The sequence below is a fragment of the Paraprevotella clara YIT 11840 genome (assembly GCF_000233955.1).
Taxonomy (GTDB): domain Bacteria; phylum Bacteroidota; class Bacteroidia; order Bacteroidales; family Bacteroidaceae; genus Paraprevotella; species Paraprevotella clara.
In genome coordinates this window covers 83,126-108,703 of record NZ_JH376597.1, presented here as the reverse complement: position 1 = coordinate 108,703, position 25,578 = coordinate 83,126, and the positions used below count along the sequence as shown (strand labels likewise).

Below are 25,578 nucleotides of genomic sequence, written 5' to 3'. Positions count from 1 at the left end.
GTAAGATACGTTATGATGAAAGAAGAAACTCCACGCGCCAACCGTTTCCATATCGGATTGTTCGGTCGCCGCAACAGCGGCAAGTCTTCGTTGGTGAATATGCTGACGGGGCAGCAGGTTGCCGTAGTGTCCGATGTGCCGGGCACGACGACGGATGTGGTATTGAAGAACATTGAATTGCCGGGTGTCGGGGCTTCCGTTTTGGTCGACACGGCCGGTTATGACGACGAAGGGGAATTGGGCGGACTGCGTGTGAGGCAGACCGTCAATGCTGCCCGCAGGGTGGATTTGGCTTTGATCATCGTGTCGGGTTTGCCGGACGGGGCTGAGAAGGAAAAGGCTTGGGCGGAACGTTTCCGGGCGGACGACATTCCCGTTCTGTATATATATAATAAGGTGGACGAAGATGGCGGAAGCCATGCCGATGCTTGGTGCATGACGTTGGGGGCGACGGAGGTGGTATCGGTTTCGGCGCGTACGGGCGAAGGCCGTGACCGTTTGCTGTCTGCGATGGCCGAGGTGTATCGCCGTACGGATGAGGTGGAGGATTTGACGGGAAACTTGGCGGGCGAGGGCGATACCGTAGTGTTGGTCATGCCGCAAGACATCCAGGCACCCAAGGGACGGTTAATCCTGCCACAGGTGCAGACCTTGCGCAACTTGTTGGACAAACGTTGTACGGCTTTGTGCTGTACGGCCGACCGTTTGTCGGCCACGTTGTCCGTCTTGTCGTCGCCCCCGTCCCTGATTATCACGGACTCGCAAGTATTTCCTACGGTGGAGGCCCTTTGCCCGCCGCAAACGCGGCTGACTTCTTTTTCCGTTTTGTTTGCCCGCCAGAAGGGGGACATCCGGCAATTCCTGCAAGGGGCGGAGGCGTTGTGCGCTTTGCGTCCCGATGCCCGCGTGCTGATAGCGGAGGCTTGTACCCACGTGCCGCAACATGAAGATATTGGACGCGTGAAGCTTCCTCGTTTGTTGCGCTGTAAGTTCGGCGAGGCTTTGCACATCGACATTGTGTCTGGTAATGACTTTCCCGAAGACTTGTCCGCTTACGATTTGGTCATCCATTGTGGGGCGTGCATGTTTACGCGCCGCCATGTGCTGAACCGCTTGAGGCGGGCACGTGCCTGCGGTGTGCCTGTGACCAATTATGGAGTAGCCATAGCGGCTTTGACCGGTATCTTGGACAAGGTGGCGGTGCCGGAATAGGGGGATTGGAAACCGGTCCGTGGAGGTCTTCAGATTGCTCGGCTTAAAGAGTGTTTTCAATCTCCTGAGATTGATTTTTCGTTCGGCTGAGATTGATTTTTCGTTTGGCGCACAAATTTTAGGGGCTTTCCTGAAGGTCCGGGATGATGGTTTAGTGGATTGATTTTGAATTGGTTGAATGCTTTTAGGAAAGAACAGTGGTTTTCGGCCTGAATGAAGGGAAGTGTTTCCGGGAACCTTCCCTATGTGGCGTGTAGGATGACCTTATTTTCCGATGCAGGACGTTGCTCGTCCTCTTATTTTCTGTTGCAGAAGCCGTGTTGTTTACTTTTTTTGTGTTATCTTTGCCCCACATTTCGGCCATGCCGGAAAGGAAAACACTCAGACGGGATATAAAGAGGAAAAAGATATGCAACAACTCAAGGAGCGCATTTTGCGCGATGGAAAATGTTTCGAGGGAGGAATACTGAAAGTGGACAATTTCATCAACCATCAGATGGATCCCATACTGATGAAGTCCATGGCCGTGGAGTTCGTGCGCCGTTTCGCGTCGCGCGACATCAACAAGATACTGACGATAGAAGCCAGTGGCATAGCTCCGGCCATCATGGTGGGCTACCTCTTGGAACTTCCGGTGGTCTTTGCCAAGAAGAAGAAACCGAGCACGATGGAAAACATGCTGGTGACGAAAGTCTTTTCGTTTACTAAAAACAATACGTACGATGTATGCGTGTGCAAGGATTATTTGCAGCCGGGCGACAAGGTGCTTTTCATAGATGATTTTCTGGCCAATGGCAATGCGGCTAAGGGCGTGATGGATTTGGTGCGTCAGTCTGGAGCCGAACTTGCCGGCATGGGTTTCCTCATCGAGAAGGCCTTCCAGCATGGCGGTGATTATTTGCGTGCACAAGGCATTCATGTGGAATCGTTGGCGGTAATCGAAAGTTTGGAGGGATGCCGCATAACTTTGAAAGAATAACGTTATACGCTCTTGTGGTTTTAAACGTAATACCCTCGGAAGTTCAACCGGAAACTTCCGAGGGTATTACGTTTGTAAGGTGTATTTACGGATGCCAAGGTTTGGCCGGGTCTTTCAAGGCAAGAGCCCGCCTGTCCTTTGTGAATTGACTGATGTAGAGCATGAAAAGGATGGCGGCCACAGTGCATCCTATGATGTCGAACAGCCCCCAATTCCTGCCATATATATTATAATGTATGGCCGACCACGGAGTGTATATATATAAGGTGTTGACAGCAATGAGCAGCAATCGTACCTCCGTTGGCCCCAGTTTGCCGTATGTCAGCCGGAATTCGTTGATAATGATAGTGCAGACGTAAGTATAGATGGACAAGCACAAATATCCGGCCAAAATCAGAAATGCCACGTCCATCCTCATCATGGGGGATAATCCCAGTCCCAAACAGATAAGACATGTGGTCAAAGCGTCTAAAGTGTGGTCGATGAAAAAGCCGTATACGGGCCTTTGCGTGTGGCGGACGCGCGCCAATGTACCGTCCAGACTGTCTCCGTACCAATTAATGACTAACCCCAATGAAGCCAACCATAGGAATTTTGTGTCGATATGGGCCAATATGCCTCCGATGGCGAAAAGTACGGCTCCTATCACGCCAATGAAAGTCAGGAAGTCGGATGTGATCCATGCCGGTTGTCTCTGTGCCAGCCATATCAGCAACTTCTTCTCCATCTTGTTTAAAATGGAGGTTTGAATTCTTTCAGATGATTCGTTTCCCATTTTTAGTGTTCTTTTGTTCCCTTTTAGTCTTTTGCCGTCAGGACTGCACGTGAATGCTTTCTTCTGAAGATACAGTTCTTCCGGATACTTGGAAAATGAATTTCCCGACTTTACCATTCCGTTGGGGGAGATAGTGAAGTCGGGAGTTTTGTTTAGTGAGCCTTACAAACCTTTTAAAAGTCCCCAATTATATGGGTGGAATTTGGTCGGCAGTTTTTTGTTTTGGCGGAAAGACAGGGATTCGAACCCTGGGAACAGTTGCCCGTTCACCGCATTTCGAGTGCGGCCCGATCGACCACTCCGGCATCTTTCCTTGTTCGGTGGGCAAAGTTACAACTTTTTTGTGATACGCGAGCGAAAAGTTTCAAAAAAGTATGGGGAAATAGTGAGATAAGGGTTGGGAAATGGAGTTTTGCCGGACTCTTTCCTTTCTGGAGGCTGAATTTAACAATCTGATTCTAACAGACCATGAATGTTTGAAAGACTTCTTATTTTTGATGTCGTGTCATTTTATTGTAATACAGTTTAATTTTTATGTGGAAAATATGAATAATAATCCGTTTTTTATATGGCAGCCTAATTTCTTTTGTATATATTTGCCATGTCATAACATGAGAAAACTTTTCAATTTATTATTCATATAAAACTTAAGCGTATGAAAAGGTTTACAAATGTTAAATCGGGGGGGTAATTTTGACATTACTACTTCTCGCGTTGGTCTCCGGTAGTGTTTGGGGACAAGAAGTTTTAAAGAGCGGTGATTTCAGAAAATTATCGGCGTATTCTTATACAGCGGATAAGGAAGTTGTTGTAGGTAATGATACCTGGTTGGTTAGTACTTCCCAATATAATGCGAGTGTTTTTTATTTGGGATGTAATAGTAAAAACGCTGCAAAAGGGCTTTTAAGTGATAAATGGGCTGATGTTATTGCTGCAATAAAGAACCAAGATGCTTCTTTTAAGGAAAACACGGACCATGCTTATGCTATGCGCTTACAATTAAATGGAACTTCTTTGAGTGATGTTGGTCACATTCAGTTTGATTGGGCTGGTAGCAATGATGCAATGAGGATGTATCTGCTTGTGGATGAGGGAGACGGATTAGTTTTGAAAAACACATTAACTTCAGGTAGCGGTCCGACTGTTGCAGGAAGTATTTCATACGAATTTGCTCAACCTCAGAGTATAAAAGATATAGTGTTAGTAGCTGTGCCAAGTTCTAATTCTAAAACCATACGAATGTCTACGTACGAAATAACGAAGGCGGTTGCTACAAATAAGGTTGCGACTCCTACGTTCGAACCAATAGACGGAACAACATTTGATGAAAGCCTAATTGTAAAAGCGACCTGTGCAACAGAGGGAGCATCCATCCATTACACGACAAACGGTGATGAACCGACAGTTGATTCTGATGTTCTTACGGAAGCGGGGATCACCATTACTGAAACTACTGCCGTTAAGGCTATTGCTGTAAAGGAGGGATTAGATAACAGTAGTGTGGTAACAGCTACTTATACTAAGGTGGAACCTTTTGCTTCTTTGGCTGAATTGAAAGAAAAAGGTGGGGCAACCGCTGCTGGTGTACCTTGTATAATGAAATTGACAGATGCTGTGGTGACGTATGCCGACTCCCGAAAGGCTTATATTCAAGATGAAACAGCAGGGTTGTATGTTTTTGGCTCAAATAAATTGAAGGCCGGAACGAAGTTGAACGGTGTGGTAGCTGCCCAATTGGCATTGTACTTTGGCCTGTATGAATTGAAAGTAGACGGAGGGGAGTTCGACAATGTTGCGGTTACTAACGACGTTGAGATTCCGGTACAAGAGGTGACTGTGGCTGAATTGAACCAAAACTTTGCCCAGTATGAATCCATGCGTGTAAAAGTGGTAGATGCGACGGTAACATCAAGCTTTAACGATAAGAATGGAGAAATCGAGCAAAACGGCGAAAAGATAGCACTCAGGGCGGCTGACGAAAGCATTACGGCGGATGTGCAGGCCACGGTTGATGTAACAGGGTATCCCGGTTTGTATAATTCCACAAAGCAATTGAATGTAATCTTGCAAGAGGATATTGCTGTAAAGACTGCAGGCAAGACGCAGGCTACGTTGACTTTTGATTCGGATGCTTATTCTGTGAATGTGGGCGAGTCCTTAACGGTCAAGGCTACTACAAATTCTTCGGCTTCGGTGGTTTATTCTTCTTCGGATAAAACGATAGCTACGGTGGACGAGAATACGGGAGAGGTCCAAGCCGGTAACAAGGCCGGGACGGTAACGATTACGGCCACTGTAACCGAAAATGATAAATATACCGGTGCAACTGCAACTTGTACCGTGAAAGTGGTAGATCCGGGTATTGTACCTGATGTTGTAGCCTTGGTTTCGGAAAAAGATGGTATATATTATGCGATGTTAAATACCACGGGTAACTCAAAAAATAAGTTGAATGCGAGTGAAGCTACTATTCTTAATGGGAAAGTTATTACAGATAGAATGGATTTGTGTGGTTGGGTAGTAGATCAAAGTGCTGGATATATTAAAGATTTCAATGATAATATGTTTGTAGCCCACGGTTCTGGTAATACGGATTTGGTGTTGCAATCCAATGGTTTTAAATGGGAATATTCTGATGAAATGTGGACGTGTGTTGATGAAAAGAATAAACAAAGAGCCATAGGATTGAATTCTTCAACCAATGATGATGTAACCAAATATTTCTTTGGAACATATTTGGTGAATGAGATAGCTGCCAAATATCCTGCCCCTGTCGTAATGCCTATAACCGAGGGGTACCATAGGAATGTGACTTCCGGCGATTACGGTACTATCTGTCTTCCCTATGCGGTGGCCGCAGAAGATATGGCTGGTGCAGAGTTCTTCAGCATTGCCGGAAAGATCATGAAGGACGGAGAGCCGCAATCCATAGTCTTGAATCAAGTGACTACCCTTGAGGCTGGAGTACCTTATATATTCAGTGCAACTTCCGACAAGCTTATAGCTGCATACAGTGGAAAGGCTGTGGCTGTGGCTGAAGAGGCAAACGGTTTGATCGGTTCCTTTGAGGGGCAAGATGTGGCTGAAGGCATGTACCTGATTAGTGCTCAAAATAAAGTGCAGCTTTGCGGTAAGAGTTGTAAGATTTCGGGAAACCGTGCCTATATCGATATGAATGAAGTTCCGGAATACAGTGGAGAAGTTGGTGTGAACCAACGCCTGATTTCATTTGAAGATGCGACCGGTATCTCCGAAACAATGGTTGAGGGCGGTTTGGCAGATGTGTACACACTTAGCGGTGTGGAAGTTCGCCATCAGGTCGACAAATCAGAGGCCACTCAAGGCTTGCCGCAGGGCATTTACATTGTGAATGGTAAAAAAGTAGTAGTAAAATAGTATTAACAAGTTGAAATATGGACAAGAAAATATATATAAAACCGGTTTGCGAAGTGGCAGAATTTGAGATTCAAGATTCATTGCTGTTAAGTCGTTCTATGATAGGAGTCGATAACACGCCACAGGATGGAATGGAAGGTCGGACCAATATGAATCAAGGTTTTACCGATATATGGGGTAACGAGTATTAATACTTTGGTACACTTTTGAACGTGATACGGCAAAGCCGCTTCGGATGAAAACCCGGAGCGGCTTTTTCCTAATCTGTTGAAAAGGGTTATCTTTGCAAAAACAAAAGTGGTTTGCGGCATGAAAGACGATACGCTCAGGAAGTTGAAGATATTGGCAGAGTCGGCCAAATATGATGTGTCCTGCTCTTCGAGCGGTACGGTGAGGCGTAACGTGAAAGGCGGAGTGGGGAATACCGTGGGAGGCATCGGTATTTGCCATAGTTTTGCTGAGGACGGACGTTGCATCTCCTTGCTGAAAGTCATGCTGACGAACTATTGTATTTACGATTGTGCTTATTGTATCAACCGTCGCACGAATGATATTCCCCGTGCCACACTCTCCGTATCGGAATTGGTAGACCTGACGATGGAGTTCTACAAAAGGAATTATATCGAAGGATTGTTCCTGAGTTCCGGTGTGGTGAGGAACCCCGATTATACGATGGAACGTTTGGTACGTGTGGTGAAAGACCTGCGTACGGTGCACCGTTTTAATGGGTATATCCATTTGAAAAGTATTCCGGGAGCCAGTCGTGAGTTGGTGGACGAGGCGGGTTTGTATGCAGACCGTATGAGTGTGAACATAGAGATTCCCAATGAGGCTTCGCTAAAGTTGTTGGCACCGGAGAAAGATCATGAGAGTGTCTACCGCCCTATGGGATATATACAGCAAGGTGTACTGGAGAGTGCGGAAGAACGGAAAAAACACCGGCATGCTCCCCGTTTCGTTCCGGCAGGGCAGAGCACGCAAATGATTGTGGGAGCAACCGGGGAGTCCGACCGGGATATTTTGTACCTCTCGTCCGCATTGTACGGTCGGCCTACCATGCGGCGTGTGTATTATTCCGGTTATGTGGCCGTGAATACGTACGACCCTCGACTTCCGTCTCTGAAACAACCGCCGTTGGTCAGGGAAAACCGTTTGTATCAGGCAGACTGGTTGATGAGGTTCTATCAGTTCAAAGTGGAAGAGATTGTGGATGAAACGCATCCTGATTTGGATTTGGAAGTGGATCCGAAGCTGGCCTGGGCTCTTCGGCATCCCGAACAATTTCCCGTGGATGTGAACCGTGCGGAGTATGAACGGATTTTACGGGTGCCCGGTATTGGGGTAAAGTCGGCCCGTCTGATTGTTTGTTCGCGCCGTTTCGGCCGTTTGACGAGTTTTGATTTGAAGAAAATGGGATGTGTGATGAAGCGTGCCCAATATTTCATAACCTGTGGGGAGTTGGAAGCCAAGGGAGTGAATGAGCTTTATCCCGAACGTGTCCGTTCTTTATTGGTGCAGTCGAAAAGCCGGAAGAAGCAGAATGACGGGCAGTTGACGTTGCTGTTTAAGGAGGAGCCTGCATGAGGAGTATGACAGAGGATAGTGTTTTCGTGTACGACCGTACATGGGATGGTTTGCTGACAGCGGTGTTCGATGCATTCTATCGTCACCAGTTTCCTGTGGCGATTATCGGAGAAAAGGACACGCCTCCTCTTTTTGCAGTCGTACATCGGGTGACAACGGATGAAGAAAAAGCCGGAAGAGTGTTTCGGGCATTGCAAAGGAAACTCTCGACGTCGGCACTGGCTTGTCTGACGACCAGTCTTTTCTCCGAACTGCCGGATTTGGACTTGCCTTTGTTCCGGTATGTATGCAAAGCCGTGAAGGCCGGGCAGAGCATTGAAACGAATTTTGCCGACCCGGATGTGCTTTTTGTGACGAATACCTATCGTAAGGTGCGTTATGAACGTCTTCGCATGATGCAATTCGTGCGCTTCCAGAAAACTGCCGACGGAACTTATTTTGCCATGATAGAGCCGGACTATGACGTGTTGCCTTTAATCGTTCCGCATTTTAGCGACCGTTTTTCGGAAGAATGTTGGCTGATTTACGACCGGCGTCGCCGGTATGGCTACTATTATGCTGGGCATAAGTCCGTACGTGTTACTTTTGAAGATGGAGCAGAGGTTTTCCGACTGCCGGACGGACGTTTGAGCGAAGCGATGCGGGACGAGGATGAAATGTGGTATCAGGAGATGTGGCGGACGTATTTTAAAGCCATTTGTATCAAGGAACGCTTGAATCCCCGTAAACACCGGAAAGACATGCCGGTACGTTACTGGAAGTATCTGACCGAAAAGCAAATTGGGGAACAAGAAAAATAAGAGGAGAACGCGGGCACGTTCTCCTCTTTTAAAATGAGAAAAATCAGTGTGGTTAGGCGGTGATTTTTCTCATGGCGTTTAATGCTTGGATCGCTTTCTCTCCTGCTTTTTTGTCGCAAGTAGAAGGAGTCGTTTTTGCATCTTTGGTTTGAGTCGTATCCTTTTCCTCAATCATGGCTACTAAAGCTGTCGGTTTGGCCGGTTGAGCTTTCGTGCTGTCGGTTACGACCGTATCGTTGGCTGCAACCAAGGCTGCCGGTTGTGCTTTTGCACTGTCTGTCGTAACTGTGTCGTTCAGCGCCACTAATGCAGCCGGAGCGGATTTTGTGGAGTCTGTGGTTACCGTATCATTCATAGCTACGCACGCCAACATGGCGGTTAATTTAGCTTTGGTGCTGTCTGTGGTTACAGTATCGTTAGAAATGAGGGCAGCCAATGATTTCTGGCAACCTTGTGCAGGACAGTTCTTTGTAGTATCCGTTTTTACAGTATCGTTTGCGACGATGTTACCCTGTGCAAAAGCGCTTCCCATACTCATAGCCATTAAGGCTGTTGCAAATAACTTTTTCATAATGCTTTCTGTTTTATTTAATTGTTTGACTGTTTTATCTTGTCATCTGCCAAACTAATGGACAAGAGGTGTGCCAGAAAAAGAAAGAAGGTTGTAAGGTGTTGATTATAAGTGGATTCTTTGCATTTAAGATTGCATGAGGCTAAAAAACGAACGTGTGGAATGTGGGGATGAGTGGGGAAGAATTCCACACTTTTATTGTGGAATATCGTAGAGCTTGATTTTGTTGTAGAGGGTTTTGCGGTCTATGCCTAAAAGACGTGCGGCACGCGCTTTATTGTGGTGTGCCGTTTGCAGGGCCTGCAGGATACGTTCTTTCTCGGTATTTTTATCGTGTAAGGCGAAAGGAGTTGCTGCAGGGAGTTCTTCTTCGCCACGGTTTATGATATTGAACTCTCCCAAATCGGTCTTATGGATCAGGCGGTCTTGTGCCAGTAAAGTAGCGCGTTTCACCCGGTTTTTCAATTCGCGCAAATTACCGGGCCATGCGTAATTGAGCAACGCTTCCGAAGCCGGGGCGTCGAAACCTACGATATGCCTTTCCAGTTCCTTGTTGGCTTGGTCCAGAAAGAAGTTGGCAAATAGAAGGATGTCCTCGCCACGGTCTTTCAGAGAAGGCATGTGCAGGGTGAATTCATTCAGGCGGTGGTAGAGGTCTTCGCGGAATTCTCCACGGGCGATGGCCTGTTGCAGGTTCTCGTTGGTGGCACAGACGAGCCGGACATCCACTTCTATTTCCTGGTTGGAACCCACCGGACGTATTTTCCGTTCTTGGATGGCCCGTAAGAGTTGTACTTGCACGTCATAACTCAGGTTTCCCACTTCGTCGAGAAACAGCGTGCCGCCGTTGGCTTCTACGAAAGCTCCCGTTTTGTCGGCCACGGCGCCTGTAAACGAACCTTTCACGTGGCCGAAGAATTCAGAAGCCGCCAGTTCTTTGAGCATGGCTCCGCAGTCGATGGCTACAAAGGGTTTGTCAGCCCTCTTGCTTAATTGGTGTATGCGGTGGGCCACATATTCTTTTCCGGTTCCGCTGGCACCGTTGATGAGTACCGAAAGCGGTGTCGGGGCCACCAAAGCCACGTAATTGTAAAGTTGGCGTGCCGCCTCGCTCTTTCCCTCCAGAAATGTCGGGTGGGTTTCGGTACTTGTTTGAGTCTCTTCGGAATCCGTATTCCTTTTGGAGAGGGGCGGAGAAGAAGCGGACAAGGCATCTTCTATCTTTTCCAGAAGCATAGCCGGTTGCACCGGTTTGGCAATGTAGTCGCATGCCCCTTGTTTCATGGCGTTTACGGCATTTTGGACGTCGGCATAACTGGTCATGACGATTAAAGGAACAACGAGGCCGTGTTTTTGCATCCAGTCAAGCAGAGACAGGCCGTCGCCTTCCGGTAACCTAAGGTCCGACAGGATGAGGTCATACGACTGATGTTCCAATAACTTGTGTGCTTTGGATAAGTCTCCGGCCGTACTGATTTGGAATCCTTGTTTGCCCAACCACGTTTTAAGCATGGTGGCAAACGTCAAGTCGTCTTCTACTATGAGAATGGCTGCCATGTGGTCTTTATCGGATTAAGTTGACACAAAGATAATGCCTTTTGCAGTACGAAAGTATATGCGGAGCGGCTTTTTAAATGTTTTAATATTCACGCTTACGTGTCGGTTCACTGCCATTCTTTTCTTTCAGGGCACGGACGACGAGGTGGAAAGACTCGATGACTTCTTGTGCCGGGACGTTGTCCGCGTCGTTCCATTCCTGTTCATCCCGTCGTTGTTCCAAAGTCTGCAATGCTTTGATGCAGGGAGCGCCCACAAGGGTGAAGGTGGGAAGCAATTTATGGGCAATCCTGCATATTTCGACCTTTTCCTTTTGTTCGTAAGCCTTTTTGAACGCTTCGGCATGCAGGAGGGTTTCTTGCAGGAAGGTATTCAGGATTTCCCGTGCGGCGTTCCGGTCGTCTCCTGCGAATTCGGTCAATGGGGCAAGGTCGATGACGGGAGATGCCGAGGATGGCTCAGCTTCAGCTTTCCCGGGTTCTTCTTTTACTTCCGGCCGGACGTCTCCGAGTGCTTTCCGGATGGCTTGAGCTAGATCTTTTTGGTTGAACGGCTTGTAAAGGCAGGTGGCGAAGCCATGTTTCCTGAAAAACGCTTCCTGCATGTCGTAGCGTGCCGTGATGGCCACCACTGGGAGTTGTGCATGGGCGTGAGGATTCAGGCTCCGTATGTTTTTCAATACGTCGAAACCGTTCATGGACGGCATTTGTATGTCTGTGAACAACAAATCGAAACGGTGTTGTTCTATCCGGCGGAATACTTCTTCCGGCGTACGGCAGGAAACAATCTCCCAAGCTGTTTTTTCCGGTTGGATTTGTTGTAACATCGCTTGAGTCAGTTGCATTTGGATACGGTCGTCGTCAATCAGCAATATATGGAGAGGACGCTCCGGAGATTCAAGGGGCACAGGAAAGTCCTCCGCAGGAGCCTGACTATTCTGTGTAGGTTGTAAGGGAAGCGTGATAAGGAAAGAACTGCCTTTTCCGGGAGTACTTTCCAAATGGATTTCTCCTTGAAGGAGCTGTACCAGTTTCAGCGTGATGGATAATCCTAAACCGACTCCTTCTTCTCCTTGCGCGCTGCTCAGGCGGGTAAATTCCTTGAAAATCATTTGCTGTTCTTCCGCAGTCATTCCGCATCCCGTATCGCGCACGGTGATGCAAAGCAGGCGGCCGTGCATTTTGGCGCGAAGGAGGATATGGCCCTGCTGTGTGAATTTCAGGGCATTGCTTAACAGGTTGTCCACAATCTGCCGAATGCGGAAGGCATCGCCGGTATAGGTCCGTCGGGTTTCGGGAGAGGTCTCACATTGCAGCTCCAATCCCTTCTTTTCCGCTATAGGTAAGAAGCTTTGGGCAATGGTATGAAGCAGTTCGTCCGGATTGAAGCTGACCGGATGCAAATCCATTTTATGGGCTTCCAACTTATGGTAATCCAACAGTGAACCGACGAGGCTGAGCAGATGTTCGGATGAGCTGCGGATGTTGTCCAAGTAGTTTTTGGGACGGTTTTCCCAGACGTGGGGGGCCAGGAGTTCCGTGTATCCCATGATGGAACCTACCGGTGCCTTGATGTCGTGGGTCACGGTCAACATCAATTTCTCACGCGAAACCAAGAGGTCTTCGGCTCTTTTCTTGGCTTTCTCCAACTCGCGGCGGTAATGATTGCTTTTAGTGATGTCGCGCCATACGATGACGAAGAAGACAATGGCCAAAAGGATGGCAGCCGTAGCAATGAGGCCGGTCGTGAGGGCTGCCTGTTTCCGTACCAGATAGGCTTTCCGGCTTTCTTCTTCCAATCGTTGCTGTTCTTCCTTCTCGATGCTTTCCAGGAGTTGCGTGACGCGGTTGTTGAGTTCGAGGCTCGTGTACCAAAGCCGTTCCGCTTGCGCGTTGATGCGTTGTTGCCGTCGGCTGTTATACAGTTTCATGCTGCTTTCTATGCTGTCCAGGATGTGTGCAAGGGTGTCTCTTGCGTTGAACTCCTGATGAATCGTGTCCGTTTCTAAGATTTGCACGGTTTGTTTCACAGAAGTGGTGTCTGCTTCCGGTTTATGGAAAGCGGAAGCCAGTCGTTGGAAGAAATTCTTTTTCGGTTCTTTCACCGTGTAGGATTTGTCTTTTTGTATGATTTGCCGGGTGATATGCGGCTTTTGGATGACGGTGTCTTGGCTTTTGACAAGCAGGCTGATTTGGTGCTGGTAAATTTGCGGGGCGGAGTTGTGCTCCAAAGCCAATACCAATCGTTTCATGTTTTCCTGTTTGTCGGCCAGTAAGGAAGACAGTGTGTCGAGCCGGGCTTTTTGCAAAGAATCGGTGAATAAAGTGTCCAACGCGGATATGGTCTGTTGTACGTCGGACATGGATTGCACGTATTTGCGGTAGGCCTCCCATCGGCCGAAATGGATGGCTTGCCCGATATTTTCCGTTTCAAAGAGCCGACTGACAAGCTGATGAGTCACTTTCCGGCGTTCGGCCAGCGTTTGTTCATTGCCGGACATCCGGGTCAGTGAAGTGGTCTGGTGGTAAATATAGTAGATGGAACCTAACAGGAGACAGATTAATAAAAAGTATCCGCAGGCGATTTTGAAGGATGTATTTTGTTTCATAAAAGTAAGGCTATGGCCGTTCATTCCTTTTGCAAAACTAAGAAAAACTTCCGAAAAGAGGGAAGAAGACGGCTTCAAAAGTCCTTTTGCCGCAAAAATCGTATTTTATTGTGGGAATGTGTGATGTCTGGTAGGATGATGCCTCTTATCTTTGGCATCATTTTGTAGATACAACTTAACCTTTTAGAACCGATGAATGTATTAAAAGTAAGGCCCGTGGCCTTGGCGATGTTTTGCGCGTGCCTGTCCGTTCCTGTGGCCGGGCAGCTCAGACAGCAAAGTTTTTTGAGTGAGAAATGGGATTTCCGTCTGGATAGGGATGAGGCGGAAGACGTATGGGAGCAAGTGGACGTGCCTCACACGTGGAATGCGACAGATGGTACGTCGCCCGATTATTACAGGGGCGACGGCACGTACCGTTACACCTTGTCCGTTTCGCCCGCGATGATGAAAAAACGTATCTTTTTGCGTTTCGAGGCGGCGAGCCAAAAGGCGGAAGTGAAACTCAACGGACAGGAGGTAGGAGAACATGTGGGAGGTTTCAATGCCTTTTGTTTTGAAATCACGCCCTACGTGCATTCCGGCGAGAACCTGTTGGAGGTAGCCGTGTCCAACCGTAAGGAGTTGAACATCGCTCCGTTGGAGGGGGACTTCACCGTCTTTGGCGGCATCTACCGGCCTGTCTCGCTCCTGCTGTTGCCCAAGGCTTGCATCACGCCTTTGGATTATGCTTCTTCCGGGGTATATGTCAGCCAACAGGTCGGCGAGCGACGTGCGGACTTGTCGGTAGTCACCAAAGTGGACAACGGACTGAAACGGGTGAAAGAATTGTCCGTGAAGACGGACGTGTTCGACGCCGCCGGTAAACTGGTGGCGACGGCCACGACCTCCCAAGCCACAGAAGGACAGGCACGGCTCGATTTTACGAACCGGTTGACGGTGGACAACCCCATGTTGTGGGACGGGCGTAAATCGCCTTACCTGTACCGTGTTTTCGTGGAGCTGAAACGGGGCAAGGAAGTGTTGGACACCCTGTCGCAGTATGTCGGCCTGAGATCTTTCCATGTGGACGCTGAAAAAGGTTTCATCCTGAACGGGAAGCCTTATAAGATAAAAGGAGTGAACCGCCATCAGGATCGTCCGGACAAGGGGTGGGCCATCTCTTCGGCCGACCACCGGGAGGACATGTCACTCATCAAGGAAATCGGTGCCAACGGCATCCGGTTGGCACATTATCCGCATTCGGACGAGTTTTACACCTTGTGCGACCGCGAGGGCATGTTGGTCTGGGCCGAGATTCCTTTGGTCGGCAAAGCCTTGGATACCCCGGAATTCACGGAGAACATGAAAACGGAATTGACGGAACTCATCCGGCAGAATTTCAATCACCCTTCCATTTTCTGTTGGAGCCTGTGCAACGAGTTGTCCAAAGGGGATGTGAAAGAATTGATTTCGGAACTCAATGACGTGTCGCACCGCGAAGACCCGGGACGGCTGACGGTGTTGGCCGCAAATGTGGAGAAACGTCCGGAAAACGCCGTGCCCGACATCATGGCGTTCAACACCTATCCCGGATGGTATTGGGCGATGCCTTCGGAAATGAAATCCACTTTGGAGCGGTGGAACCGCCAGTGTGGAAACAAGGGTATCGCCGTGAGCGAGTATGGAGCCGGCGCAAACGTGTGGCACCATTGGCAGACGGGAAAGAAGACGCCGAAGGCCGACGGGGTGTTCCATCCCGAAGAATGGCAGGCCACGGTGCACGAACAGACTTACGATGCCATCAAGCGCAGCGGTTTCGCGTGGGGCTCTTTCGTCTGGAACATGTTCGATTTTGCCAGCGCGTCGCGCAACGAGGGGGATATGCCGGGGATGAACGACAAGGGGTTGGTCTCTTACGACCGTAAGATACGGAAGGATGCTTTCTACTTTTATCAGTCGGAATGGTCGGAAGAGCCGGTGGTTCATATCGCCAGCCGGAGGGATGTGGCCCGCCGGGATTCATTGACGGATGTCAAGGTATATACGAATTGCGAGACCGTCCGCCTGAAAGTGAACGGAAAAGATTGCGGCAGTCCGGAGCGCAACGGAAGCATTTGCATCTGGAGGAAGGTAGGTTTGAAGCACGGGGAGAACCAAGTGGAGGCTTTCGGGCAGCGGGGCGGACAGGAGTTTTCAGACCGTTGTAAATGGGTGCTCTTCTGAGTGGGATGAGGCTTTCGGTAGGTAAATGTTATTTACGGCAGAAAGCCTGAAATCGTTGTGCTGAGATTGGAAAATCGTTCTCAGCACAACGGAAAATCGTTCTGCGGCAAATGATTTTTCGTTTGGCGCAGAACGATTTTAAAATGATAAGTATTTGAATTTTAATAGTTTATAGAATTTGAATAGCTGTTCCGGATATTTTACGTTTTATGCCCTCCGGATGATTTCGGACATAGCTTTTCAATATCCTATCGTGAAGCGTTCCCGATGGTGGTTTTCCTGTTCCAATTCATCCACCATGGCCATGGCATAGTCTTCTACGGAGATGAAACTGTCCCCCTTCTCGTCCACAATCAGGTCGTCCTTCCCGAGGCGGAACTTGCCCGTGCGCACGCCTTTCTGCAAATTGCCGAGGTTGGCGGCAGGGGAGAAGAACACCCAATCGAGTTCTTGCTCTGCGGTTAATGTTTCCAAAAAGAACTTGGACAGGGATTTCACGCCCGGGAGCCATGCTTCCGGCAGGGTGCCGGTATCCACCAGACGCAACCCCGGTTTGACGAACAAGCTACCTGCGCCGCCCACGACCAGAAAGCGTTTCACGCCGGAGGCTTTCACGGCTTCCAATATCAGGGGATAGACGCGTAAGGTGTCTTCGTATATTTCCGGGTTGCCCCATCCCGGATTATACGCGCTTATCACGGCATCCTGTCCGTGGCATACTTGGACGAGGGCATTCCGGTCTTCCACGTCCATGACTTCAACCTTCAGATTCGTGTGGGACTGCGTAAGTTTGTTGGGTGTACGTACGATGGCCGTGACATGATGCCCACGATTCAAGAGTTCTTCCAAAATGGCGCTTCCTACAAATCCGCTTGCACCAATCAATGTTACATGTTTCATGACTTGTTCTTTTTTAGGGTTTATACTGTTTGTTCGGTTGATGCTGCAAAGTTCGTCCTTTACAGCCGTATATACAAGTAGGCACCGAATTCTCAGATACTTACCGGTCGGAAACCAATGTTGTGTATGAGGGGATTATCTTTGGGTGGTTTAACTTGTTTTAACGCGGAAGAATAAGACTGTTTGTACCATTATGGGTTTTTAGTTACTTTTGTAGCGTGATTCAAACATAATGGGTTATGGAAGCAGATAAGCAGAAAGATGAAATCTTTGTCCGGGATTGCCCGATAAGGAACATCCTGTCCCGTATTAGCGACAAATGGTCGATATTGGTGATATTTACGTTGGAGCAGACGGCGGTCATGAGATTTGGCGAACTCCAAAGGGCTATTCCCGATATTTCGCAAAAGATGTTGACGGTGACTTTGAGGACGTTGGAGCAAGATGGTATTGTAAACCGCCGGGTCTATGCCCAGATTCCTCCGAAGGTGGAGTATTCGTTGACATCGCGTGGGCAGTCTTTGTTGCCCCGGTTGAACGCGCTGATTGATTGGGCCAAGGAACAAATGGATGCCATTATGGAAGACAGGGCGCGAAGCGGGCAAAAGGCATCCGCCACTTCAATCATACAATATGAATAACGAAACCGTCATATCGAAACTTATGGCAAACATATCTCCTCCTTCGTAAGTTTGAACATTTCCTCTCTCCCGAAAAACACGTTGAGGTCTTCAGTTTCCGCAGATATGACGGTACCTACAAACGGATTGTTTTCTACTTGAATGACCGTCCCTGATATCCATCTTTTGAGTAACGTCAAGTCGGGAGATATCCATACCTTGTCTCCTACTTTCATAGATTGTACTTCCTTTCATTTTTATTTCTGATGGCAAATATACAATATTTCCCTGAAACGCAAAGCTATATGACCCGAAAGTTTCACCATGCCCTATAAATACGAGCTCCGCATCCACTTGTTCCCAAAGTACGAATGCTGACCGTACTCAATGAATAAAGAACAAGGGCTGCGGAGCTCATTACTTATATGTTCGTTTAAGTGCTAATGGGATGGAAGCACTTTCTTGGTATTCGGATTATTCCAGAATCACCAAGTCCTTGCCTTCCATGACCGATTCGCCCGGTACGACGCAGATTTCCGCAATCTTTCCGGCGCGGTCGGACGTGATGTTGTTTTCCATCTTCATGGCATCCAAGATGACCACCGTATCGCCACGCTTGATTTCGTCGCCCGGTTTCACTTTCACGTCCACGATCACGCCCGGAAGCGGAGCTTTCACTCCATACTTCTTGGGTTTGTCGATTACGGCGGGCACTCCGGCAGGTTTTACTACTACGGGATGATGTGCCGGCTTTTCCGGTTCGGGCATCTTCACGGTATAGCTCTCACCGTTTACCGTCACGGTAGCCACGTAATTTTCTATCCCTTCCACGGCCACCTCATAATCGTTGCCGTTGATATTGTATTTGTAAGTCTTCATCTGCTTGTTTGCTTTAAAATTTATGTTCAGGCTGTTGGCGTTGCGTGCGTAACTTGGAGTTCCACTCCGTATCCGCGTTTCCCAAAGTCAGGACGCCGCTTTCCGACACATGCATCGTGTAGCCCTGATATTCGTGCAGAGCCAACGTGATGGCGGCCAACACTTCATTGTTTTTATTCTGATTCTGTTCCATGATGTTTCGGATGACAGGGATTACAAAGGAATATTACCATGCTTTTTGGCCGGGTTGGTCAAACTCTTGGTCTTCAGTTGGGCCAAGGCGCGGATGACACGGAAACGCGTGTTGCGCGGTTCGATTACGTCGTCGATATAGCCGTATTTGGCAGCCTGGTACGGGTTCGTGAAGAGCTTGTTGTATTCGGCTTCTTTTTCGGCCAGGAAAGCTTTCGGGTCTTCAGCTTCCTTCGCGCCTTTGGCATAAAGCACGGCCACGGCACCTTCTGCTCCCATCACGGCAATCTCGGCTGACGGCCAAGCGTAGTTCAAGTCGCCGCGCAACTGTTTGCAGCTCATGACAATGTGCGAACCGCCGTAGCTCTTGCGCAAGGTTACCGTCACTTTGGGTACGGTGGCTTCGCCGTAAGCATACAGCAGCTTGGCACCGTGCAGGATGACGGCGTTGTACTCTTGTCCTGTACCCGGCAAGAAGCCCGGCACGTCTACCAACGTGACCAAAGGTATGTTGAACGCGTCGCAGAAACGTACGAAACGTGCGCCCTTGCGGCTGGCATTGCAGTCGAGCACGCCTGCATAGCAGTTCGGTTGGTTGGCCACGATGCCCACGCTCTGGCCGTTGAAACGGGCAAAGCCTACGATGATGTTGCGGGCATAGTCTTTTTGCACTTCAAAGAACTCGCCGTTGTCCACGATGGCTCCGATGACTTCATACATGTCGTATGCCTTGTTCGGATTGTCCGGGATGATTTCGTTCAACGCGTCTTCCATGCGGTCGATGGGGTCGGTGCATTCCATGCGCGGAGCTTCTTCCATGTTGTTCTGCGGGATGTAGCTCAACAGCGTGCGGATGGTGGCCAAGCCCTCTTCTTCCGTCTGGGCCGTGAAATGCGTCACGCCGGACTTGGTGGAATGTACGCTTGCACCGCCCAAGTCTTCTTGCGACACGTCTTCGCCCGTCACCGTCTTCACCACTTTCGGACCGGTGAGGAACATATAAGAAGTGCCCTCCATCATCAACGTGAAGTCCGTCAGGGCGGGAGAATAGACCGCACCGCCGGCGCACGGGCCGAAGATGCCCGAAATTTGGGGCACTACGCCGGAGGCCATGATGTTACGTTGGAATATCTCGGCGAATCCGCCCAAAGCATTGATGCCTTCCTGGATACGTGCGCCGCCGGAGTCGTTCAGGCCGATGCAGGGTGCGCCCATTTTCATGGCCTGGTCCATGACCTTGCAGATTTTTTCAGCCATCGTTTCCGACAGCGAACCGCCGTTCACGGTGAAGTCTTGTGCGAAGACATAAACCAGACGGCCGTCTATCGTGCCGCTGCCGGTTACCACGCCGTCGCCCAAGTACTGTTTCTTCTCCATGCCGAAGTTCGTGCAACGGTGCAGTTTGAACATATCCATTTCCTCGAAGCTGCCCGGGTCGAGCAGCATGTCGATACGTTCGCGGGCCGTGTACTTGCCTTTGGCATGCTGTTTCTCAATGGCTTTTTCGCCGCCTCCCATACGGGCTTTGGCGCGCAGTTCTACTAATTCCTTGATTTTTTCTGTTTGGACACTCATAATCTGTTTTATTTTCTGTTTCAAAAAGAAGGCTTTGATTTTCCTATCCCCTAAAAAACAAGCCACCAGCGGAAGGCTTTCGTGGAAAGCGGTTCCGCCGGTGGTATCAGGTTCAAGGACGAGCCTTTATATGAAGTTCAAAGATTGGATTGAAATTCACTTGGAGTTGTGTTAATGTTCACAAAGTTCGGTCAGTACGCCGCAAGTCGATTTGGGATGCAGGAATGCGATTTGCAACTTCTCTGCTCCGAGACGCGGAGCCTTGTCTATCAGGCGGATGCCTTTTTCTTCACATTCAGCCAAAGCATTGGCCACACCGTCTTCGATGCAGAATGCCACATGATGTACGCCACGGCCTCCTTTTTCGAGGAATTTGGCGATGGGACTGTCCGGGCTTGTCGGCTCCAAGAGTTCGATTTTCACTTCGCCTACTTTCAAGAAAGCGGTCTTCACCTTTTGGTCGGCCACCTCCTCGATGTTGTAGCACTTCAGACCCAATACGTTTTCATAATAAGGCAGTGCGGCTTCGATGCTTTCCACTGCGATACCCAAATGTTCGATATGTGATATCTTCATGACATATAAATTTTAGTTGTTTGCACGCAGGCGTGCTTTTATCATGATGCAAAAGTACGCATTTTGCGGTGAAACAGGAAATAAATTCATGTTTTTTTGGCAGTAGCCGTTCCCGTGGTTACAATTCAATCAGGATACGTGCGTTGATTTGCCGTCCGGTCAGGTAATTGGGTACGGCGTATTGTTGGTTGGTCACGTCCGTTACCCAATAGTATGAGCTTACGTTGCTGATGTCGAACAGGTTGAAGCAGTCCACACCCAGCCATACGTTACGCAGGTGGCGGATGAACTTCTTTTGGTTGCGTCCGTCCTCGTTGTCCAACAGCCGGTAGCTCATGCCGATGTCCACGCGTTTGTAGGCCGGGGCGCGGAATACCATGCGTTCCAATCCCGTATGGGGCGGACCGAAGGGAAGTCCGTCGGCAATGCTGGCTTTCAGTGTCATCTTCCACCGCGTCGTACCGGGGAAGAAGTCGCTGAAGAAGAAGTTCAGGTTGTAGCGTTGGTCGGTGGCTTGCGGGAAACTCTTACCGTCTACTTTCTGCTGGGCTTTCATCAGGCTGAAGCTGATCCAGGAGTCCGTACCCTCTACAAACTCCCCGAAGATTTTGAAGTCGATGCCTGTGGTGTATCCCGAGGCGATGTTACCTCCGTAGTATACGATTTTCACGTTGTCCACATTGTAGGGAATCAGGTTGCTCAAGGCTTTGTAATAGATTTCCGTGGTGAATTTGAACGGACGGTTCATGAGCTTGAATTTGTAGTCGCCACCCAATACGACTTGGAACGAACGCTGTGACCTGATGTTCCGGTTCAGGTGTACTTTGGTGGAGACTCCGGTTGTCACGGTGTCTCGTAACTCCTTGTAGAAAGGAGCCTGGTAATACAGTCCCGTGGCAATGCGGAATGTGAAATCTTCGTTGAAAGAAGGGATGATGCCGAGCGAAACACGCGGACTGAACAGCCATTCCTTGTTCCAGCTCCAATAGCTCAACCGTGCCCCGTAATTCAGGGAAAAGATACCGTGGCTGTTGGTAAACCGCCAAGTGTCCTGTCCGAAAAGTTCGAGGCGGTCGCTGCTGATGCGGTTGGAAGACTTCAGGTTATAAATCAGGTCCAGACGGTTGCCCGTGTGGGGAATGGAATATCCGGCAGAGTCGCGCATTTCCCATTCGCGTGAGTTCTCGTCGATGATTTCGTGTTTCCACGTGAGTCCGGTCTGTATGTCGTGCCCCTTCGGTTTGTGGGAGAACAAGACCTTCAGGCTCTTCATGTTGGCATCCAAATAGTTGCGGGCATGCTCCATGTAGGTGCCTACGCCTAATTGTTCGGTCGTGTTGGTCTCGTCGAGCCAATATTGTCCTTGGATGTCGTATGTTTCCCGTTCCTTGGTGGCGAATGCCGAAGCCAAAAGGGAAAGCTTCGTGCGGTCGGTGAAGCTGTGCGACAGGCTCAATGTGCCGAACAGCGTACGGAAGAGGTCCTCTTCCTTTCCGTCGAAATATACACGGAACGACTTGACATCCTGCATCGTGCCGAAATTGGTTTGCCGGTTCGTCGGCAGGAAGTCATATTGGTTCTGGGAGATGTTCCCGATGAAATCCAGGCTCCAACGTTTGTTGGGCGACCAACTGATATAAGTCTGGTAGTCGAGGAAACGTGGGCTGTATTCTCCTTTGGTTTCTAACGACCCCAACATATACTGGTTGGTCTTGTAACGTACACCGTGGGTCATGCTGAAGTTCTTTTTGGCATAACCTACATAGAGGCCGGCTCCCAGAAGGCTGGCCGAAACCGAAGCCTCGAATTTCTTGGGCTTCTTGTAAGTAATGTCCAATACGGACGACATTTTGTCCCCGTATTTGGCGTCGAAACCTCCGGCCGAGAAGTTGATGCTTTCCACCATGTCGCTGTTGATGACGCTCAGCCCTTCCTGTTGTCCGGAACTGATAAGCATGGGGCGGTAAACTTCCACTCCGTTGATATACACACTGTTTTCATCGAAGCTTCCGCCCCTTACGTTATATTGCGAACTCAACTCATTGTGTGTGCTGACTCCCGCTTGTGTGGCCACCAGTTCCTCTACGGCATTTCCGGTAGTGGAGGGCAGCCGTTTCAGGTTTTCGGCATTCAGATGTTGCGTGGAATTCATTTGCCGCCGTACTTCCTTTACCGTTACTTCACCCATGTCGATGCTTTGGGTTTGCAGGGTGATGTTGAGCCGCAAGCTGCCTTTGGGACGGACCAGTGTTTTTTTCTTGGTTACGTAACCTATCATGCTGAACGACACGGTCACGGTATCGGCAGTGGAGAATTCCAGTTGGTAACGCCCTTGCAGGTCTGTGGTAGTACCTGCGGCCTGGCCATCGACTTTTACTACAGCAAAAAGTACCGGGTTTTGTTCATCGTCGATGACCCTTCCCGACAGTTTTACTTTGTCTTGGGCGGCGACGTGCAAGGCCATAAGGGTCAGCAGGAAAAGGCAGAATATGGATTTGAAAAGTCTTGTCTTCACTTCGTTGTTTGTCTACTTACGCTTTTTAAATAACGCAAAAATACGCTTTTTTGTATAAAGAACCGTCGATTTATTTGGTGAAACTGTCGATTCCGTCCGGATTTCTTTTCTCCGTAATAGGGAAATCATGTATCTTTGCGCAATGTGACAATAAATATAAGGATAAGGAAATGGAAAAGTTTAGCGAGCTGATTCGCATCCGTCGTAGCATGCGGAAGTTTACGGAAGAAGAGTTGAACCAAGACGAAGTGGTGGCTTTGTTGCGTGCGGCGCTGATATCCCCTTCTTCCAAGGGAGTGCGTCCTTGGGAGTTCGTGGTCGTGGACAATAAGGAATTGTTGCAACAACTGGCGCATTGCAAGGAGCACGGAGCCGAACTGGTGGAAGGTGCTCCCTTGGCGGTAGTCGTCTTGGCCGACCCGACGCAGAGCGACGTGTGGGTGGAAGACGCTTCGGTGGCTACGACCATGATGCTGTTGCAGGCTGAGGATTTGGGTCTGGGTGCTTGTTGGGTACAAATCCGGAACCGTACAATGGCGGATGGAAAACCTGCGGAGGAGATGGTGCGGGCCATTCTGCATATTCCGGCGCATCTAAGGGTGCTTTCCATCGTGGCTGTGGGCCATAAGGGAATGGAACGCAAGCCGTTCAATGAAGACCGGTTGCAGTGGGAGAAAGTGCATATCAATACCTTTGACGCACCGGAAGAATGAAAATTGTCTGGATCGGTGCCGGTAATTTGGCCACGCAGTTGGGAGAGGCTCTGCACCGTGCAGGCCATGAAACGTTGCAGGTGTTCAGCCGTACGATGGCTTCCGCCGAAGCTTTGGCCGGACGTTTGGGATGTCCGGCAACGGATGACCTTGATGCCGTGGTATCGGGTGCGGATGTGTATATCTTCTCCGTGAAAGATGGAGTGTTAGAGGGCTTGGTGTCCCGTATCGCTCCCCGGACAGGAGATGCCTTGTGCCTGCATACGGCAGGGAGCATTCCGATGGATGTTTTCCGTGGTCACGCCCGGCGTTATGGTGTGTTGTATCCTATGCAGACGTTCTCTAAAGATTGTCCGGTGGATTTCAAGGAGATTCCGGTCTTTGTGGAAGCGTCTGCCCCTGATGTGTTCGCACAGACGGAGCAGTTGGCACGTTCTGTCTCGGACAGGGTGAAGGAGATGAGTACGGAGAGACGCCGCCGTCTCCATCTGGCAGCGGTATTTGCTTGCAATTTTGTGAACCATTGTTATGCTTTGGCTGCGGATGTATTGGGCAGGGACGGCATACCGTTCGATGTGATGTGGCCTTTGATAGACGAGACGGCACGGAAGGTCCATCGCCTTCCGCCCGTGGAGGCACAGACGGGACCGGCTGTGCGTTACGATCGGAATGTGATGGTTCGCCAGTGCGCCATGCTGGACGGCGAACCGGAGCGGAAAGCACTCTATGAAATGATGAGCCGGAGCATCCATGCTTTGGCTTTGAGGAATGAAGCGGAAAGGAAAGAAACAAATGATTAATTACGATTTAAGGAAGATAAAGGCGTTGGCTTTCGACGTGGACGGTGTGCTGAGTGCCGAGACCATTACGTTGCATCCCGGAGGGGAACCGATGCGTTCAGTTAATATCAAAGATGGATATGCCTTGCAACTGGCTGTCAAGTCGGGCTTGCATGTGGCCATTATTACCGGGGGACGTACCGAATCGGTACGTAAACGGTATGAGGGATTGGGCATTCCGGACGTGCATTTGGGATGTGCTGTGAAGATAAAGACATACGAAGCCTTTTTGGAACGTTATGGATTGCGGGACGAGGAAGTGCTTTACATGGGCGACGACATACCTGATTATGAGGTCATGCAGCGTTGCGGCTGTCCTTGTGCACCGGCCGACGCGGCTCCGGAAATCAAGGCTTTGGCGGTTTATATTTCCCATTTGAAAGGGGGATATGGATGCGGGCGCGACGTGATAGAACAGGTGTTGAAGGCGCAAGGCTTGTGGTTGAAGGATGAAAAGGCTTTTGGTTGGTAGTAAAACAATGGAAAATATGTTGGAGAACTTGAAGAAATTCCGTCTGGTCTTGGCCAGCAATTCCCCGCGTCGGAAAGAACTTTTGGCGGGGTTGGATGTGGATTATGAAGTGAGAGTGTTGCCGGGCATCGACGAGTCTTATCCGGACGGGTTGTCAGGGGAAGAAATTCCGAAGTACATTTCCCGCAAGAAAGCGGAAGCGTATGAAGCCATTATGCAGCCGGACGAGTTGATTATCACGGCTGACACGATAGTCTGGACGGATGGGAAGGTTCTGGGCAAGCCGAAAGACGAGGCCGAAGCCAAGGATATGTTGCGCCGCCTGTCCGGACGTACGCATCAGGTGATAACCGGAGTGACACTGGTAACAGCCGGAAAGAAAAAGACTTTTGCGACGGTCAGTGAAGTGACTTTCGACGAGTTGTCGGATGAAGAGATAGCGTATTATGTGGCGCACTACCGTCCGTTGGATAAAGCCGGGGCATACGGCATTCAGGAGTGGATAGGCTATGTGGGAGTATCTTCCCTCAGCGGTTCTTATTTCAATGTCATGGGATTGCCGGTGCAACGTTTATATAAGGAATTAAAAACATTATAAAAAAGATAAAGA

General features: G+C 49.4%; 23 protein-coding genes and 1 tRNA gene. 12 read left to right on the top strand and 12 right to left on the bottom strand.

Going from position 1 to position 25,578, the window contains the following annotated elements; all coding sequences use genetic code 11:
• Positions 1-12: 12 nt before the first annotated feature.
• Together hydF and xpt are read left to right on the top strand one after the other, a co-directional pair.
• Positions 13-1,212: a [FeFe] hydrogenase H-cluster maturation GTPase HydF gene (gene hydF, locus HMPREF9441_RS06730; protein ID WP_008619484.1), complete on the top strand. Its 1,200-nt coding sequence runs from the start codon at positions 13-15 to the stop codon at positions 1,210-1,212.
• A gap of 409 nt (positions 1,213-1,621) precedes the next feature.
• Positions 1,622-2,191: a xanthine phosphoribosyltransferase gene (gene xpt, locus HMPREF9441_RS06725; RefSeq protein WP_021981593.1), complete on the top strand. Its 570-nt coding sequence runs from the start codon at positions 1,622-1,624 to the stop codon at positions 2,189-2,191.
• Between the two features lie 85 nt (positions 2,192-2,276).
• Here the strand turns inward: xpt and HMPREF9441_RS06720 are convergent, their stop codons facing one another.
• Positions 2,277-2,918 carry a CDP-alcohol phosphatidyltransferase family protein gene (locus tag HMPREF9441_RS06720; protein ID WP_244949657.1) on the bottom strand — a complete coding sequence of 214 codons (642 nt, stop codon included), beginning with the start codon at positions 2,916-2,918 and terminating at the stop codon, positions 2,277-2,279.
• A 271-nt stretch (positions 2,919-3,189) separates the two neighbouring features.
• Positions 3,190-3,279: transfer RNA gene (locus HMPREF9441_RS06715), tRNA-Ser, on the bottom strand.
• Positions 3,280-3,659: 380 nt separating this feature from the next.
• Between HMPREF9441_RS06715 and HMPREF9441_RS06710 the strand changes: the two genes are divergently transcribed.
• The 4 genes from HMPREF9441_RS06710 to HMPREF9441_RS06700 all read left to right on the top strand — a co-directional run bounded on the left by HMPREF9441_RS06710 (position 3,660) and on the right by HMPREF9441_RS06700 (position 8,746).
• Positions 3,660-6,362 carry a chitobiase/beta-hexosaminidase C-terminal domain-containing protein gene (locus tag HMPREF9441_RS06710; protein WP_008619479.1) on the top strand — a complete coding sequence of 901 codons (2,703 nt, stop codon included), beginning with the start codon at positions 3,660-3,662 and terminating at the stop codon, positions 6,360-6,362.
• A 17-nt stretch (positions 6,363-6,379) separates the two neighbouring features.
• A complete protein-coding gene (locus HMPREF9441_RS18610; protein WP_008619478.1) occupies positions 6,380-6,553 on the top strand; it encodes a hypothetical protein in 174 nt (57 codons plus the stop codon).
• A gap of 118 nt (positions 6,554-6,671) precedes the next feature.
• Positions 6,672-7,946, top strand: coding sequence for a putative DNA modification/repair radical SAM protein (locus HMPREF9441_RS06705; protein WP_008619477.1), 1,275 nt, complete (start codon positions 6,672-6,674; stop codon positions 7,944-7,946).
• Entirely contained in the window at positions 7,943-8,746 is an 804-nt protein-coding gene (locus HMPREF9441_RS06700) for a TIGR03915 family putative DNA repair protein (RefSeq protein WP_008619476.1), read from the top strand. Before HMPREF9441_RS06705 ends, HMPREF9441_RS06700 begins: the two co-directional genes overlap by 4 nt.
• Before the next feature lie 52 nt (positions 8,747-8,798).
• Here the strand turns inward: HMPREF9441_RS06700 and HMPREF9441_RS06695 are convergent, their stop codons facing one another.
• The 3 genes from HMPREF9441_RS06695 to HMPREF9441_RS06685 all read right to left on the bottom strand — a co-directional run bounded on the left by HMPREF9441_RS06695 (position 8,799) and on the right by HMPREF9441_RS06685 (position 13,482).
• Complete coding sequence (locus tag HMPREF9441_RS06695; protein WP_008619474.1) at positions 8,799-9,317, bottom strand: hypothetical protein; 519 nt, start codon at positions 9,315-9,317, stop codon at positions 8,799-8,801.
• Between the two features lie 195 nt (positions 9,318-9,512).
• On the bottom strand, positions 9,513-10,874 hold the full coding sequence (locus tag HMPREF9441_RS06690) for a sigma-54-dependent transcriptional regulator (protein WP_008619473.1): 1,362 nt from the start codon (positions 10,872-10,874) through the stop codon (positions 9,513-9,515).
• Positions 10,875-10,956: 82 nt separating this feature from the next.
• A complete protein-coding gene (locus HMPREF9441_RS06685) occupies positions 10,957-13,482 on the bottom strand; it encodes a hybrid sensor histidine kinase/response regulator (protein WP_244949656.1) in 2,526 nt (841 codons plus the stop codon).
• 192 nt (positions 13,483-13,674) lie between these two features.
• On the opposite strand from HMPREF9441_RS06685, the gene HMPREF9441_RS06680 reads away from it, so the two are divergent.
• Positions 13,675-15,687 (top strand): glycoside hydrolase family 2 protein, encoded by a 2,013-nt coding sequence (locus tag HMPREF9441_RS06680; RefSeq protein WP_008619470.1) that lies wholly within the window; start codon positions 13,675-13,677, stop codon positions 15,685-15,687.
• A 240-nt stretch (positions 15,688-15,927) separates the two neighbouring features.
• Here HMPREF9441_RS06680 and HMPREF9441_RS06675 read toward each other — a convergent pair whose 3' ends face one another.
• Entirely contained in the window at positions 15,928-16,587 is a 660-nt protein-coding gene (locus HMPREF9441_RS06675; protein WP_008619469.1) for an NAD(P)-dependent oxidoreductase, read from the bottom strand.
• A gap of 239 nt (positions 16,588-16,826) precedes the next feature.
• Between HMPREF9441_RS06675 and HMPREF9441_RS06670 the strand changes: the two genes are divergently transcribed.
• Entirely contained in the window at positions 16,827-17,228 is a 402-nt protein-coding gene (locus tag HMPREF9441_RS06670; protein WP_008619468.1) for a winged helix-turn-helix transcriptional regulator, read from the top strand.
• A 20-nt stretch (positions 17,229-17,248) separates the two neighbouring features.
• Here HMPREF9441_RS06670 and HMPREF9441_RS06665 read toward each other — a convergent pair whose 3' ends face one another.
• The 6 genes from HMPREF9441_RS06665 to HMPREF9441_RS06640 form a co-directional block, all read right to left on the bottom strand.
• The gene (locus HMPREF9441_RS06665; RefSeq protein ID WP_008619467.1) at positions 17,249-17,443 is read right to left on the bottom strand and encodes a hypothetical protein; all 195 of its coding nucleotides are present in this window, start codon (positions 17,441-17,443) and stop codon (positions 17,249-17,251) included.
• A 238-nt stretch (positions 17,444-17,681) separates the two neighbouring features.
• Positions 17,682-18,086: a biotin/lipoyl-containing protein gene (locus HMPREF9441_RS06660; protein WP_008619466.1), complete on the bottom strand. Its 405-nt coding sequence runs from the start codon at positions 18,084-18,086 to the stop codon at positions 17,682-17,684.
• A gap of 13 nt (positions 18,087-18,099) precedes the next feature.
• Positions 18,100-18,279: a hypothetical protein gene (locus HMPREF9441_RS06655; protein ID WP_008619465.1), complete on the bottom strand. Its 180-nt coding sequence runs from the start codon at positions 18,277-18,279 to the stop codon at positions 18,100-18,102.
• Between the two features lie 20 nt (positions 18,280-18,299).
• Entirely contained in the window at positions 18,300-19,853 is a 1,554-nt protein-coding gene (locus tag HMPREF9441_RS06650; RefSeq protein ID WP_039865007.1) for an acyl-CoA carboxylase subunit beta, read from the bottom strand.
• Between the two features lie 171 nt (positions 19,854-20,024).
• Positions 20,025-20,429 (bottom strand): methylmalonyl-CoA epimerase, encoded by a 405-nt coding sequence (mce, locus tag HMPREF9441_RS06645; RefSeq protein ID WP_008619462.1) that lies wholly within the window; start codon positions 20,427-20,429, stop codon positions 20,025-20,027.
• Positions 20,430-20,547: 118 nt separating this feature from the next.
• A complete protein-coding gene (locus HMPREF9441_RS06640) occupies positions 20,548-22,893 on the bottom strand; it encodes a TonB-dependent receptor (RefSeq protein WP_008619461.1) in 2,346 nt (781 codons plus the stop codon).
• Positions 22,894-23,114: 221 nt separating this feature from the next.
• On the opposite strand from HMPREF9441_RS06640, the gene HMPREF9441_RS06635 reads away from it, so the two are divergent.
• From HMPREF9441_RS06635 to HMPREF9441_RS06620, 4 genes are read left to right on the top strand one after another with little or no spacing between them, the layout of a single operon-like run.
• The gene (locus tag HMPREF9441_RS06635; RefSeq protein WP_039865043.1) at positions 23,115-23,657 is read left to right on the top strand and encodes a nitroreductase family protein; all 543 of its coding nucleotides are present in this window, start codon (positions 23,115-23,117) and stop codon (positions 23,655-23,657) included.
• Entirely contained in the window at positions 23,654-24,457 is an 804-nt protein-coding gene (locus HMPREF9441_RS06630) for a Rossmann-like and DUF2520 domain-containing protein (RefSeq protein ID WP_008619457.1), read from the top strand. Before HMPREF9441_RS06635 ends, HMPREF9441_RS06630 begins: the two co-directional genes overlap by 4 nt.
• On the top strand, positions 24,450-24,968 hold the full coding sequence (locus HMPREF9441_RS06625; protein ID WP_039865041.1) for a KdsC family phosphatase: 519 nt from the start codon (positions 24,450-24,452) through the stop codon (positions 24,966-24,968). The genes HMPREF9441_RS06630 and HMPREF9441_RS06625 overlap by 8 nt, the downstream gene beginning before the upstream one ends.
• 16 nt (positions 24,969-24,984) lie before the next feature.
• On the top strand, positions 24,985-25,566 hold the full coding sequence (locus tag HMPREF9441_RS06620; RefSeq protein ID WP_021981613.1) for a Maf-like protein: 582 nt from the start codon (positions 24,985-24,987) through the stop codon (positions 25,564-25,566).
• Positions 25,567-25,578: the final 12 nt, after the last annotated feature.